Consider the following 13,572-nt stretch of genomic DNA (forward strand, 5'->3'; position numbering starts at 1 on the left):
GGACGGCGAAATTTACAGAAGTGGCTAACAGCCCTGTGAGATTTATACCTCCAGTTGCGGCTACGTTCACTACGTTATGTGGCGCAATCAGCAGCAAGGACACGTATGTAAGTCAGCGGAATGACTTCCTGAGTGTCCGTTCCGGGTCGTTTTCTGCCTTTGGCGACCGGTTGAAAACGACCGAAGCAGACGTCACGTGCCAGAATTTATGCCGTTTAAAAATCGATTTCGCACTGTGCTTCTTCGGAAGGCACCCAAGTTCCAGTCCGTCGAGTAAAGATAAGTACAGCCGACCTATCCACGATGTCGTAATTGATGGTGCTGGCGTGGTAGACGTTATGCAGGTCGTACGCACGGTGTTGGATCTCAACCTCGATATGCCCGAATACGAAACCATGGGATTGCATGGGTTAGCCTGATGATCTACCGGTAGGCGTGTATCGTACTGCATCGTCGCAATGGCTGCTTTTGGCCGATAGCATTCTGTACAGATCCGACTCTTTTCCCGAAAGCTGAAAAGTTATGCATGGACATTGGGCCTACTAATTTTCCCTCTGTGGCGAGAACCCAGCTTCCCGCCACAGAGGCAAGCCCTTACTCCTTCAACTCAACCTTATCCAACGCCTGATTCACCGCCAACTCCCCCAACATCACCACCTGCGTAATCCCCAGCAGCGTCTTGCGGTGTGAATTCTCCAACAACGCCGCCAAATTACTCAGCATCGTGGTCGCCGAGCCCAGTGATTCGCTGGCGTTGACCAGCAGGGATTCGGTGCCACTTGGGATTGGCGAGGAACATCGGTTCGGGTTCGTGGTTGCTGGCCATGATCTGGGCAGCCGGGTTGAGGTAATGGTCGAGGGCGCGTTCGGCGGCTTCGTGGAGTTTTTTCGAATCGAGCGATTCGTAGGGCGATGCCGGATCGGTGTCCGGTGGGTTGGGTGTTGGTTTGATCATAGATGATGCTCCACTTAGAAAATTAAGGAGCCATCACCCTTGCTACCAAACGAGGGTGGTGGCCATACGCGGGTTGGTAGACCGGTCTAAGTGGGAAACCCGGCGCTCACGAAGGAGCCCCACGCATGACCACCATATAAAACAGAGCCCGAAAAAAGGCTGCATATGGTGTTGTCATGCGACCACTTAAAAGCGGGCTACCAAACCCGATCACTGTTTTGCAGTGACCGGAAAACGATATAGCCCACCCCGTAGCCGCACAAGCCGGCGGATTCTGTCTTACCCGTAGGCGATGGCGCAAGGCGTTGTAGCCGTTAGGACGTTTCACCGAGTGTCTTTAAACACGAGGCGCGGAAGGCAGCTAACGGCAGTGGATTCAACCCCGTCGATGCAACAGATTGGCTAAATCGTTCAGCGGGTGTTTCGTAGCTCAGTGTTTTTCGAGGACGGCCTGTGTCAGCTATTCCCCGGAGTTTGCACCGAGAAAATTCTAGCGGCTGACCAAGCACGTAGGCGACAGTAAGCCCCCAACAATTGATTACTCAATGTAATAAGTGAAATTCAATTCAGGGGCTCTATTGCCGTCTGCTCTAGTAATAAGATGGCTCCGTCAAACCATTCCTACTGGAGAAACGTGTGAAAAAAATCATTATTGCCGCCCTGCTAGCCGCTGCCGCTAACTATGCCAATGCCGGCACGGTATTGGTTGTACTGTCGGATCAGGATCAACTGGACCTGAAAGACGGGAAGGTCATGCAAACAGGTTTCTTCCTGAACGAATTAATGCAACCGGTGCAGACCTTCATCGCGGCGGGTCAAACCGTCGTATTTGCCACCCCTAGCGGCAAGGCGCCAACCGCGGACCAGAAGTCCAATGATGTGAGCTTCTGGGGCGGCGATGAAAAGTCCCGTCAGGAAAGTCTTGCGCTGCTGGACACGCTGAAGCTGACCTCGAAGAGCGGCTCGCCGACGATCAGCTTCGCGCAGGTTCAGAAAATCGGCTACGACAAGTTCGATGCTGTGTTCGTGCCTGGCGGCCATATCCCGATGCAGGATCTGCTGAAGGACAAACAACTGGGCCTGCTGCTGACCCACTTCCATGAAAAAGGCAAGATCACCGGCTTCACTTGCCATGGCACCATAGCCATGTTGTCGGCGATCCCGGACGCGCACGGTTTTGTCTCCGCGCTGGAATCGGGCAAACAGCCGGCAGCGCCAGCCAATTGGATTTACAAGGGCTACAAAGTCACCGCCTTCACCGACGCGGAAGAGGAGCAGGCCAAAGGCTTCCTCGGCGGCGGCCATATGAAACTGTTCCCGCAGGATGGCCTGACGGCAGCCGGCGCTAACTTCTCAGAAGCCAAGCCATGGAGCGAGAACGTGATCGAAGACCGCGAAGTTATTTCCGGCCAGAACCCACAATCGGCCAAGGCAGTCGCCGTGGCCATGCTGGCGAAACTCAAGTAATACTGGGCGGCCGTTCCGGGCAAACCAGGCCGTGGGTGCTGCGGGTCGATCTGGATCTGGAGCGGGGGAAGTAGAAGCACAGGTAGTGACGGCGCGTGGGGCTTTACCCTACGCGCCGATTTGTTACTTGCTGGCGTCCAGCACTACGCGATAGCGAGCTTTGCCGCTGCGTAGATGTTCGATGGCGTTGTTGACTTGGCTCATGGGAAACATTTCTACCTGTGGCAGGATCTGATGACGTGCACAGAATTCCAACATGGTCGCCGTGTTACCGGGCGAGCCAATTGGCGAGCCGGACAAGCTTTTTTGTTGTGGAATCAGGTTGAAGACGTGCACAGGGATAGCGCTGGGCGCGATGCCGACAAAGTGCAGGCGACCTTTGCCGCGCAGCGTTCCAAGCATGGCCGGCCAGTCGAGGTCTGCACTGGCGCTAATCAGCAGAAAATCCAGGGTGCCGGCAATGGCATTCAGCGCAGTACTGTCGGTCGAGGCAACTACGTTGTGTGCTCCCAATCGCTTGGCTTCGTCTTGCTTGGCCAGTGTCGATGTAAAAGCGGTGACTTCGCACCCCCAAGCGTTGAGGAAGCGTAGAGCAAGATGACCGAGCCCTCCGATGCCGACAACACCCACTCGATCAGTAGGTTTGACGTTGAACTGCAAGAGCGGATTGAACACCGTCGACCCTGCGCAGAACAACGGTCCGGCCATGGCCGGGTCGAGTTCTTTCGGTAGCGGCACTGCCCAAGACCAGTGAGAGCGCAGGCGATCGGCGAAGCCACCGTTGCTGCCGATGATGGTAGGTTTGACTGTGCCGCACAGGTGATGCGAGCCGCCCATACACGATGAACAATGCATGCAACTGCCCTTGTACCAACCAATCCCCACTCGTTGCCCTAATTCGAGACTGCGTACTTGCGAGCCCATCCGTACGATACTGCCGACCGCCTCATGACCGGGGATAAAAGGGTATTGGCTCAAGCCCCATTCATTATCGATCATCGACTGGTCGGAGTGACACACTCCACAATATTCAACTGAGACTTCCACCTCGTCATCCCCCAATGGGCCGGGGTCGTAGCTATAGCTCTCTAGTGGAGCGCCTGGCGCTGTTGCGGCCCAGCCAGTGAAGGATGTTATTTCGGTACTGTTACTCATTGGAGACCTCCAAATCAGGAGACAGGGTTTTTGCTCCGATGCCCAGAGCGAATCCTGCTGCCGAAACGCAAAGCCATGACTTTTCGGGGCTTTGCATTTCCAGCCGTTTGCATAGTCAGCAGCTACATCGCCAAGGCGCAGTTTTGACTTAAACCAGCTTGACCTGTACCTCCACATCCCCCCGCGTCATTCGTGAATACGGGCAAATCTGATGCGCGGCATCAACCAGTTGCTGCTTCACATCTTGATCTAGTCCCGGCACGCTGACGTTAAGCCTCACGGCTAACTGAAAATCGGCGCCTCCGTTGGTTTTACCCAAATCCACCTCCGCCTCTACCGAGGTGTCTTCCGGTAATTTGACCTTCAGCTTGCCGGCAGCCACCTGTATTGCGCCAATGAAACAGGCTGAATAACCGAGGGCGAATAGTTGTTCAGGATTGGTGCCCGGCTTGCCTGAACCAGGGGAGCTGAAGTTGACTTCAAGCTCACCGTCGCTCGACCTCCCACTGCCTGTACGACCGCCACTGGTGTGGGTTTTTGCTGTGTACAGAACGTTTTCCAGAGTACTCATGATGGTGACTCCTTTAGAAAAATGAGAGGCAGGATCATTTTGATTCCTCACCCAAGGTGCCGGTGTAGTGAGCCAGGCGTTTCTCCACGTCGGCTTTCTTCTGCAATCCAAGTTCCATCAGTTGTTTGATGCGGGCCTGCGCTGCTGGGCGTTTGACCGAGCCGATGAAACCATCCCATTCGGCAGCGATGGCGTCGTTCGGCGGCAGGCTGGCAGCATCGACCAGTCGTTTGATATCAGCAATCGACTGCTTGTCGAACCGCGCGATGCGCCGGGCCATGGTGTCGACGAACTTGTCGAGTTCTGCATCGGGCAGCGCGCGGTTGACGTAGCCGTAACGCTCGGCGAGCTCGCCATTGATATCGTTGCCGGTCAGCAGCACTTCCAGTGCCCTCCCGCGCCCCATCAGCCTTGGCAGTCGAGCCATGGGGCCACCTCCCGGCACGAGTGCGGCGCCAATCTCCCATTGCGACAGAATGGCCTTCTCGCGACTGGCGAAGCGCATGTCACTGGCCAGTGCCAGCTCACTGCCGACGCCCGTGGCGCGACCGCGAATCGACACAATCGAGACCACCGGAGCCTTGCTCAATCGCACCAGCATGTCCGGCAGGGGCGGCAGACCGGTCGGGCCGTTAGGAAGGCTGGTGGTGTCAGTCAGCGGGGGGACGAAGTCATAGTGGGTGAGGAAGAAATCCGGAACATCACTGTCGAACACCACGACCACCAGCTTCGGATCGGACTCGATGGCAGTGACCACCTCGTTCAGCTGCGGCATGGTTTCGGGACCATAGATGTTGTAAGGCGGGTTGTGGAACGTGACCCGCCAATACTCGGGTGTGACCCGTGTGAGTTTTATTTCCTGTTTGACCGCGCTGGTGGGCGATGCTTTATCGGTGGTTGAGGGGGAAGTCTCGCCAGCGAGGGCCGCGCCTGTCGTCGCCATACTGGCGAAAATCAGTGCGGCCGAAAGCAACTGAAGTCTCATAGGAGTGTCTCCAGAGAAATGCCTAAGGGCATGTGAATTCCCGATTGAGCCGTCGCTATGGCATTCAATTGATGAGCGCGTGAAAAGTCACGCTCGTTGCTCCGTTCCTTCGCGGGTCAACACATGTGCATGGGGTTCGTGCGCATGACCGTTAGGTGATCTGGCACGGTCGGCAGTACCGGTAGAAGAGGGCAAGTCTCGATAGATCCATAAACACCGGATCTGAGTGGGCGAAGCATGTCGCCTTGTGCCAGGAGGGCCGAACATAAAAGCGTAGCAGCGTGAGATTGACTCGCAAGTCACTTGATCAGATGAGACCCCCGACAGCAAAAAACCGCCGTTCACCGGGCCAGCCAGCAGGTGATAAAACTTGATTCGACACTGCTTTTGACTCTGTGACACTACCTCTTGGGTAGGGTAATAATCTGTGATTTCGGGTTAACAGAAAAACCAGTCTTTGGGACTTCATGGCCCACTACAACGTCCGTATTCACTGGAGTAAAGCTACCAATGGAAGCCAATCGATTCGGTGACATCGCGGCGTTTGTCAGCGCAGTGAAGGCTGGAAGCTTTACCTGCGCCGCAGCTTCACTCGGTCTGACCCGATCTGCTGTAGGTAAAAGCATTGTTCGTCTTGAAGGCCGGATGGGAGCACGGCTGCTCAATCGCACGACGCGCAAACTGAGCCTGACTGACGAGGGGCAGGTTGCCTATGAACGCTGGAAGCAGATTCTCGATGATCTTGATGAAGTGGATGCAACCATGGCCTTGCGTCGTGGGCGGCCGACCGGCACTTTTAAACTCACAGCCCCCCTGTCCTTCGGCCAGCGTCATATCCTGCCGATTCTGGATGCTTATCTGAAACAGTGGCCTGAACTTCGCGCGGACGTCTGGTTTACCGATCGCTTTGTCGACCTCGTCGAAGAGGGGGTCGACATAGCCATCCGTATTGGCACGCCAAAAGATGATTCACAACTATTAACCCGCACCGTGGGGTGGCAGCAGTTCGCAACGTGTGCCTCGCCGTCTTATCTGGCCCGTTACGGTGTACCGCAAACGCCTGCTGATCTCGTCGGGTATGACACCATCGCTTTCATCAGTGGCCAGGCTAGTGTCTGGCGTTACCAGACACCCACCGGACTTTATTTACATGAACAACCAGGGCGGCTGAACATTGACAGTTCTGAAGCCATGCGCGAAGCGGCGCTGACGGGCATTGGCCTGATTCATTTGCCGACCTATATCACCGGTAACGACTTGCGCGACGGAACATTGGTGGAAGTGCTCAAACCTTACCGTGCATCGCCCGACCCCATCCGGATTGTCTACCCGAGCAAGCGTCAGTTGTCCCCGCGTGTTCGCGCCTTTATTGATCTGCTGATCGAGCGTTGGGAGTCAGGAGTACCTTGGGAGATCTGAGATTATTGGGGACTCACTGGACCGTGTGATGGTCTATAGCTGCTGTTTATCCGAACCCGGGATTCAATAACCATGTCAGTCATCGTCACTCACCGAGACTGTCATCATGTCTATCGCTGCCCAACACTCGCCACACGTGCAACCTGCCGCCTTACCGACTGCCCATCCGGCGCTTGAGCGTCATCCTGGGTTTCAACGCCTGTTCCAGCCACAGGCGCTGACGGTGGGTCTGATTTTGCCCCTCGAGACCCACGCCGGCCGAGCGGCACCGACCATGCGTGGCCATCTGGAAATGGCTCAACGCGCCGAGGCGCTTGGTTTTGGCGCGCTGTGGATGCGTGATATTCCTTTCTATGATCCGGAGTACAACGATGTGGCGCATATCTTTGAGCCTCTGGTTTACATCGGCTTCCTGGCCGCAGCCACACGCAGCATCGTCCTGGGAACCACCGGTATCGTGTTGCCTACCCATGAGCCCATGTATTTGGCCAAGCAGGCAACGTCCCTGGATCAGTTAAGCGAAGGGCGCCTGGTGTTGGGGCTGTCTTCGGGCGATCGATACAGCGACTACCCGATGCTGGGTATCGATTTTGAAACCCGTGGTGACCGCTACCGTGATGCCTTTTCGGTGTTTCGCACACTGATTGAGCAGGACTTCCCGCGCTTTCGCTCCGAGCGATTCGGCGGCTCATCTGGCAATCTCGACCTGGTGCCGAAAGCGCCGTATGGACGCGTCCCTTCAATCGCTGTCGGCCAGGCGCAGCAGAGCATCGACTGGTTGGCTGAACACCTTGATGGCTACCTGGCTGGCGTGCAAAGCCCCGAGCGGTTGGCGTTGTTGGGCGAGACCTGGCACGCCAAAGTGCGTGAAATCGAAGGGCGAAACGCTTTCAAACCGTTAGGGCTCGGTGGCTACTTCGACCTCAGCGACAATCCGGACCAGCCATTCCAGCGCATCCAGGGAGGCTTCCGGGCCGGGCGCAACGGCCTGCGTAACTACCTGGAGCAAGCGCAAGCAGCCGGTGTTTCGCATATCGCGCTCAACCCCAAGGTCAGTCGCCAGCCCTATGGTGAGATTCTTGACGAACTGGGTGAGCACATCTTGCCGCATTTTCCGTCGCATGTTTGAGGCCCAGCCACTGTCGGAGGATAAGCACATGTCATCTCTTTTCGAGTCTTACGATCTGGCGGGTCAGCAATTGTCCAATCGCATCGTCATGGCGCCGATGACCCGCGCCCGCGTCAAGGACACCGTGCCGTCTGCGGATATGGCGATCTACTATGCCCAGCGCGCGGGAGCAGGTCTGATCATCACCGAAAGCACTCAGGTGTCTGACCAGGGGCGTGGCTACCTTTACACGCCGGGGATTCACACCCCGGCGCAGATTGAAGGCTGGAAACGCGTGACGAATGCGGTGCATCAGGCCGGGGGGCGCATTTTCATTCAACTCTGGCATGTGGGGCGGGTCTCGCACTCGTCCTTGCTGGAGGGCCGGGCACCGGTCGCACCTGTGGCCGTGCCTGCCGCGCAAACGTTGGTACATGCTTACGATAGTGATGGCCAGCCGGCGCAAGTGCCCGTCAGCGCGCCCGTTGCTTTGGATGCCAAGGGTATTCGGCAGGTCATCTCAGACTTTTGCCTGGCCGCGAAGAATGCCATGGCAGCCGGTTTTGACGGTGTCGAAATTCATGCCGGCAACGGCTATCTGTTTGAGCAATTCATTAATGGCGGCTTCAACACCCGTGAAGACGGTTACGGTGGCGCATCGATTGCCAATCGCCTGCGTTTTTTGCTTGAAACGGTCGACGCGGTGAGCGCCGAGATCGGCCGTTCGAAGGTGGCCGTGCGTGTTTCGCCTTTTGCGCGACTGGCTGATCTGCACGCATTCGATGAAGAAGAGGCGACATGGCTTGCACTGGCCGGAGCGCTGTCCCAACGCGAGATTGCTTATCTACACGCCAGCCACTTGGGCACGCCAGACTTTCAAAAAGCCATCCGGGCGGCTTACTGCGGCACCTTGATCCTGTCGGGCGGGTTCACCCTTGAAACAGCACAGCAGGCCATCGATGAGGGCGTGGCAGACCTGGCGGTTTTTGGCCGACCGTTCATAGCCAACCCCGATCTGGTCGATCGCTTGCGGCATGGCTGGCCGCTGGCCGAAGCGGGGCGTGAAGCGTTTTATGGCGGTGGCGCTCAAGGCTACATTGATTATCCTGCCTACTCGGTGCAAGACGCGCAGAGGGCACAGTAGCAATACTGCTGTACTCCCCGGGAGGGTGGGAAAGTACATGAGGGACGAGACCGGAGTAGCCGTACCTCGCATCCCGTCGTGTCGAAGGCCACATCCTGTGTCTTTCTTGTAGGACAAGAAAACAACTGCCATTGGGCAGTCGGTGCTAGAAGAATTTAATGTCGTAGCCGAATCGTGATGCTGCGCTAACGATATGCTGCCCCATAATCTGGCGCGCCGCCGTTGCATTGCGGTCGATGAACGCCTGTACGAGCTCTTCATGCTCCCCGCGTGCGGCATGCGGAATATTGCTGAACACAGGGCCTCGCCGTGCAAAGTTCATGGTGATCAGTGCCCGCATTGGCTCAAGCACCGTGCGAATCATCGTCTCGAGATAGTCGTTGCCTGACGCTGCGGCCACGGCCCGATGAAAGTCGAGGTCAGCGTTGACAGTGTCCAGCGTCGGTTCGCCTTCGTATTGCATCCGCAGCACCGCCGCCTGAATCGTCTTCAACTTGCGGGGCGTCATAGTCGACGCCGTAAGCGCGGCGGCCTGGCTTTCCAGTACGGCCCGCACCTCGAACATGTTGCGGATCGTGTCGTCACCGTCCAGAAAAGGCGCACTCTCATGCGCTACTAAAGGCTCCGGCGATTGGGGTGCGGCCGAGACGAATACGCCTACACCCTGGCGTGACTGGATCAGCCCTTGCGCTCGTAGGGTCGCGATTCCTTCCCGTACCACGTTTCTGCTGACGCCGAAGTTTTGCGAGAGAAACTGTTCGGTCGGCAAGCGGTCCCCCGGTCGTAGCCTGCCGGAGGCAATCTCATCGCTCAACGAGCGGGCAATGTGCTCGGCAAGATGAGGTCGCCGCTCCACGGGTTGTACGTTCATTTCGCTCATGCTCGTTCATCCTTCTCACTTGTCTTCTTAATCTACATCAGAAGACTTGTTCCAGTAAGTAACAACTGAAATTCCCCATTAGCATTAATTTAAAAGTAAATAAAAACAATGGCTTAAGACTGTCGTGACTCAAAGGCTGAAAAACATCAAGTTGTTCAGTTGAAGGACATCAGGACGTTATGTACGTTGTCCCCAACCCCTGACGTGAACGACATTGAAAATCGCCACGCCAGCTTTGCAACCTGCTTGAGGCGCAGTCTTATGAAAATTGCCAGCATTGAAACCATTCCGCTTCGGATTCCCTTTACCACGGGTGGCAAGTCGGCAGGGGGCGTCTGGGGGCCGAAAGACCTGCAGATGGTCGATTCCCTCGTGGTCAAAATCACCACGGATGACGGCATCGTCGGCTGGGGCGAAACCTTCGGCTTCACCGCGATACCTGCAGTAAAAGTCGTGATCGACACGATCCTGGCGCCAGAACTGATCGGCAGCGATGCCACCCGGCGCGAGAAACTGCAGGGCGACTTACAGAAGAAATTTCACGTCTTCGGTCGCAGCGGTTCGTTCATATATGGCTTGTCGGCAATTGATATCGCGCTGTGGGACATCGCTGGCAAAGCGGCCGGAAAACCGGTCTACCAGTTGCTTGGCGGCAGTGAGGCCACTTCGCTGGCGGCCTATGCCAGCCTGATCCGCTACGCCGATCCCGAACTCATTCGCATCAATGTGCGGCGCGCGGTCAACAGCGGCTTTAAGCATCTCAAGCTGCATGAGGTCGATCCCGATGTCATCCGTGCCGCGTGCGAAGCCGCAGGTCCCGGCGTGGAAATCACCCTCGACGTCAACGCCCCCTGGAGCGTGCGCGAAGCACTGGATATGACCGAGAAGCTTCGCCCGCTAAATCTGCGCTGGATCGAAGAGCCGGTGTGGCCGCCAGAAGACTATTCGGGGCTGGCGCGGGTGCGCAAACACGGCGGCATTCCTGTCGCTGCCGGTGAGAACGCGTCGACGCTCATGGACTTCCAGCACCTGCTTGAAGCCGGCGCGGTGGATTTTGTTCAGCCCAGCCCGGCAAAAATGGGCGGCATTACCGAACTGCAAAAAGTCTATGCGTTGGCCAACGCCCATGGCGTCACCGTGATGGTCCATGCCTTCTATGACGGTCCCGGCCTGCTGGCCGCTGTGCATGGCAGCGCGGCCTTGGGTGGCGCGAAGTCACTGGTCGAGTGGCGTTACTTTGATCTCGAAGCACAACTGTACGGCGACGCCATCATTCCGCGTAACGGCCGGATCGACGTGCCGCAAGGGCCGGGACTCGGCATCGAGCCGGACGAAGATGTCATTCGCGACTACCGCTTCAAACCCTGACCGCAAAGGCCACATGGTCATTACCGCGTTTGATCGACGCCGATGCGACAGTCACGGCGTCGGCCTTCAACAGCCACGACGACATTCTTGATAAAAATAAATACGAGGATTGAAGACATGTTAGACAGAATCGTAGGGCCAATTTTACCCGTCGCCTTTGTGATCGCGCTTGGCTATATCGCCGGCAAGCGCGGACGGCTTACCCATTCAGACAGCCTGCTGATCAGCCGACTGGTGCTCGGCTGGATATTCCCGGCGCTGCTTTTTGTCGGGATGGCAAGCACGCCTCGTGAGCAACTGTTCGACTTCAAGTTCGTCGTGGCCACGTTCATCGGCATCATGGGTATGTACACGATAGCGCTGGTGATCGGCTGGTACAGCACTCGCGATCTCAAGGTTGCAACGCTCAAGGGCTTCGTCAATGGTTATCCTGATGCTGCCTTCATGGGCATCCCTATACTCGCCGCGATGTACGGCGCGGGCAGTATCTATTCGGTGCTGGTGCTGAACCTGATCGCGAGCCTGGTGATGATCCCGCTGACCACCATGTTGCTCACCATTGCCGATGGAAAGGGCAGTGGCGCCCAGGCGTTCGTGTCGAGCTTGTCCGGCGCGGTGCGCCGCCCGCTGATGTGGGCTCCGGCGCTGGGCATCATTATTTCTCTGCTTCAGTTCAAACTGCCTCCCATTGCGGCGGAGTCACTCAATCTCCTTGGCAAGGCGACGCCCGGCGTATCGCTGCTTTGCCTTGGATTGATCATGTCGTCGGAGAAACTGAAAATGTCGGGTGAAGTATGGACCAATCTTGGGCTTAAGCTGTTCATTCACCCTGTATTGATGTTCGCGGCCACTGTTTTTCTGGGCACCCATGGGCTTTACGCACAACAGATGATTCTACTGTGCGCACTTCCGTCGGCGACGATCCCGGCGATGTTTGCGAACCAGACCGGTGCCTATCAGAGTGAAGCTGCGACAAGCATTCTGGTCAGTACCGTGCTGTCGATCGTGACGTTTTCTGCCGCGATCTACCTGATTGATGGCGGGCTCGCTGCAGCCTGATTATTTGTCCCTGCAATGAACTGTCGGTGTGAAATGAGGCGCTCGTTTCGAAATATCACGTTTGGTTTTGCTCCGCAGTCAAATCAGTCTAGAGCACACTTTTGCAGCTTGAATTGATTACATTGCGTATCAACTGAAGATCGCGTCAGCGATATCATCACAAGAGTGATCTATCAATAAGCTGGGCATGATGTTTCTGTTTTCAGCGGTAACTCGCCACGACTTGCTTATTAGGCTAAAAGTGTCGATGCCGATTTTATTAATGCATGGCTAAGGTGGTTTTTATGATTGAGATTATTATGAAGGCTACTTGCCTGACAACCCTGCTTGTCGTGGGTGCCGCAATGGCGCACGTTCAAGCGCAACCATTACCGCTCGGTAAAACCGGTGCGTTGTATAATGAAGACGTGGAGTGGCATAGCTTTCCTGCATTCCCGAAAGAAGTAAAGCTGGCTGTTCTGGTCGGTGATCCAGGTAAGCCAGCGCCATACGTTGTGCGTGTTAAGGTTCCGAGCGGCACTAAACTAATGCCCCATACACATCCGGAAGACCGCATATACACTGTGATATCTGGTGTGTTTTATATTGGTTTTGGCGCTGTATTTGACTCGAGCAAGTTAGTTGCTTATGGGCCCGGTAGCGTGGTGGTACTTCCGGCGAATACTCCGCACTTTCATTGGGCTAAGTCTGGAGAATATATATCTCAAGTTTATGGAGTGGGTCCGCTAGGTCTTGAATATATTGATAGTCATGACGATCCTCGTAATTCGTCAAAATAAAGAGGCGCTATTCGCCGGGCCAATGAAATCAATGAAGCTTGAATTGTGCTGCCGCTGCGGATTTATAATTTTATAAGCCCATCAATCCAACGTGGCGAGATGCTTTGGGCTATCCAGATTTTGTCGAAGGATCTGGCTCACTGATTTGAGCTCTGTATAGTCCTCGATAAAGGCACTGCCAAGTTCTCGTCTGATCCCCGAGGGTGTGCTTCCGCCGAATGGCGCCGCCGGATCAAGAAAGACCAAGAAAACACTCCTCGAGTGTCCGCTATTGGCTGTGGATTCAACCGGTTGAATCCACAGTCGTTAGCAGTCAGTAAAGATTCGATTTTGCCCGAAAGCCGATCAATCATGCATGCACATGCCTAGTCACATCCCCCTCTGTGGCGAGAACCCATTTTCCCGCCACAGAGGCAAGCCCTTATTCCTTCAACTCAACCTTATCCAACGCCTGATTCACCGCCAACTCCCCCAACATCACCACCTGCGTAATCCCCAGCAGCGTCTTGCGGTGTGAATTCTCCAACAACGCCGCCAAATTACTCAGCATCGTGGTCGCCGAGCCCAGTGATTCGCTGGCGTTGACCAGCAGGGATTCGGTGTTGCACTTGGGATTGGCGAGGAACATCGGTTCGGGTTCGTGGTTGCTGGCCATGATCTGGGCAGCCGGGTTGAGGTAATG

12 protein-coding genes and 1 pseudogene are annotated in these 13,572 nt (G+C 56.0%); 7 read left to right on the forward strand and 6 right to left on the reverse strand.

Features of this window, described 5'->3' with window-relative positions:
• Positions 1 to 594: 594 nt before the first annotated feature.
• Positions 595 to 955: pseudogene (locus tag SB725_RS29670) on the reverse strand (DUF6124 family protein).
• A 636-nt stretch (positions 956 to 1,591) separates the two neighbouring features.
• On the opposite strand from SB725_RS29670, the gene SB725_RS29675 reads away from it, so the two are divergent.
• Positions 1,592 to 2,422, forward strand: a complete 831-nt coding sequence (locus SB725_RS29675; protein ID WP_059182603.1) for a type 1 glutamine amidotransferase domain-containing protein — start codon at positions 1,592 to 1,594, stop codon at positions 2,420 to 2,422.
• 123 nt (positions 2,423 to 2,545) lie between these two features.
• Here the strand turns inward: SB725_RS29675 and SB725_RS29680 are convergent, their stop codons facing one another.
• From SB725_RS29680 to SB725_RS29690, 3 genes are all read right to left on the reverse strand, one after another.
• Positions 2,546 to 3,577, reverse strand: a complete 1,032-nt coding sequence (locus SB725_RS29680) for an NAD(P)-dependent alcohol dehydrogenase (protein ID WP_059182604.1) — start codon at positions 3,575 to 3,577, stop codon at positions 2,546 to 2,548.
• Between the two features lie 148 nt (positions 3,578 to 3,725).
• Entirely contained in the window at positions 3,726 to 4,148 is a 423-nt protein-coding gene (locus SB725_RS29685) for an organic hydroperoxide resistance protein (protein WP_081743994.1), read from the reverse strand.
• A gap of 34 nt (positions 4,149 to 4,182) precedes the next feature.
• Positions 4,183 to 5,133 (reverse strand): enoyl-CoA hydratase/isomerase family protein, encoded by a 951-nt coding sequence (locus tag SB725_RS29690; RefSeq protein ID WP_027925162.1) that lies wholly within the window; start codon positions 5,131 to 5,133, stop codon positions 4,183 to 4,185.
• Between the two features lie 510 nt (positions 5,134 to 5,643).
• Between SB725_RS29690 and SB725_RS29695 the strand changes: the two genes are divergently transcribed.
• From SB725_RS29695 to SB725_RS29705, 3 genes are all read left to right on the forward strand, one after another.
• The gene (locus SB725_RS29695) at positions 5,644 to 6,552 is read left to right on the forward strand and encodes a LysR family transcriptional regulator (protein ID WP_027925163.1); all 909 of its coding nucleotides are present in this window, start codon (positions 5,644 to 5,646) and stop codon (positions 6,550 to 6,552) included.
• Between the two features lie 106 nt (positions 6,553 to 6,658).
• A complete protein-coding gene (locus tag SB725_RS29700) occupies positions 6,659 to 7,681 on the forward strand; it encodes an LLM class oxidoreductase (protein ID WP_194940340.1) in 1,023 nt (340 codons plus the stop codon).
• Positions 7,682 to 7,709: 28 nt separating this feature from the next.
• Positions 7,710 to 8,804, forward strand: coding sequence for an alkene reductase (locus tag SB725_RS29705; RefSeq protein ID WP_027925165.1), 1,095 nt, complete (start codon positions 7,710 to 7,712; stop codon positions 8,802 to 8,804).
• 145 nt (positions 8,805 to 8,949) lie between these two features.
• Here SB725_RS29705 and SB725_RS29710 read toward each other — a convergent pair whose 3' ends face one another.
• Positions 8,950 to 9,684 (reverse strand): FadR/GntR family transcriptional regulator, encoded by a 735-nt coding sequence (locus SB725_RS29710; RefSeq protein ID WP_027925166.1) that lies wholly within the window; start codon positions 9,682 to 9,684, stop codon positions 8,950 to 8,952.
• Positions 9,685 to 9,945: 261 nt separating this feature from the next.
• On the opposite strand from SB725_RS29710, the gene SB725_RS29715 reads away from it, so the two are divergent.
• The 3 genes from SB725_RS29715 (at position 9,946) to SB725_RS29725 (ending at position 12,890) form a co-directional block, all read left to right on the forward strand.
• Positions 9,946 to 11,052: a mandelate racemase/muconate lactonizing enzyme family protein gene (locus SB725_RS29715; protein ID WP_410922974.1), complete on the forward strand. Its 1,107-nt coding sequence runs from the start codon at positions 9,946 to 9,948 to the stop codon at positions 11,050 to 11,052.
• Between the two features lie 117 nt (positions 11,053 to 11,169).
• Positions 11,170 to 12,111, forward strand: coding sequence for an AEC family transporter (locus SB725_RS29720; protein ID WP_410922975.1), 942 nt, complete (start codon positions 11,170 to 11,172; stop codon positions 12,109 to 12,111).
• A 284-nt stretch (positions 12,112 to 12,395) separates the two neighbouring features.
• Positions 12,396 to 12,890, forward strand: a complete 495-nt coding sequence (locus SB725_RS29725; protein WP_081743995.1) for a cupin domain-containing protein — start codon at positions 12,396 to 12,398, stop codon at positions 12,888 to 12,890.
• Positions 12,891 to 13,311: 421 nt separating this feature from the next.
• On the opposite strand, the gene SB725_RS29730 is transcribed toward SB725_RS29725, so the two are convergent.
• Positions 13,312 to 13,572: DUF6124 family protein (locus tag SB725_RS29730; RefSeq protein ID WP_410922976.1), on the reverse strand; the 261-nt coding region annotated here is incomplete at its 5' end.

Source organism: Pseudomonas sp. SIMBA_041, from assembly GCF_046535095.1.
GTDB lineage: Bacteria > Pseudomonadota > Gammaproteobacteria > Pseudomonadales > Pseudomonadaceae > Aquipseudomonas > Aquipseudomonas mucoides.

Bases quoted from the DNA above. Each gene is read 5' to 3' on its own strand.
- SB725_RS29680 (WP_059182604.1), bottom strand. From the start codon at position 3,577: ATGAGTAACAGTACCGAAATAACATCCTTCACTGGCTGGGCCGCAACA.
- SB725_RS29685 (WP_081743994.1), bottom strand. From the start codon at position 4,148: ATGAGTACTCTGGAAAACGTTCTGTACACAGCAAAAACCCACACCAGT.
- SB725_RS29690 (WP_027925162.1), bottom strand. From the start codon at position 5,133: ATGAGACTTCAGTTGCTTTCGGCCGCACTGATTTTCGCCAGTATGGCG.
- SB725_RS29695 (WP_027925163.1), top strand. From the start codon at position 5,644: ATGGAAGCCAATCGATTCGGTGACATCGCGGCGTTTGTCAGCGCAGTG.
- SB725_RS29700 (WP_194940340.1), top strand. From the start codon at position 6,659: ATGTCTATCGCTGCCCAACACTCGCCACACGTGCAACCTGCCGCCTTA.
- SB725_RS29705 (WP_027925165.1), top strand. From the start codon at position 7,710: ATGTCATCTCTTTTCGAGTCTTACGATCTGGCGGGTCAGCAATTGTCC.
- SB725_RS29710 (WP_027925166.1), bottom strand. From the start codon at position 9,684: ATGAGCGAAATGAACGTACAACCCGTGGAGCGGCGACCTCATCTTGCC.
- SB725_RS29715 (WP_410922974.1), top strand. From the start codon at position 9,946: ATGAAAATTGCCAGCATTGAAACCATTCCGCTTCGGATTCCCTTTACC.
- SB725_RS29720 (WP_410922975.1), top strand. From the start codon at position 11,170: ATGTTAGACAGAATCGTAGGGCCAATTTTACCCGTCGCCTTTGTGATC.
- SB725_RS29725 (WP_081743995.1), top strand. From the start codon at position 12,396: ATGATTGAGATTATTATGAAGGCTACTTGCCTGACAACCCTGCTTGTC.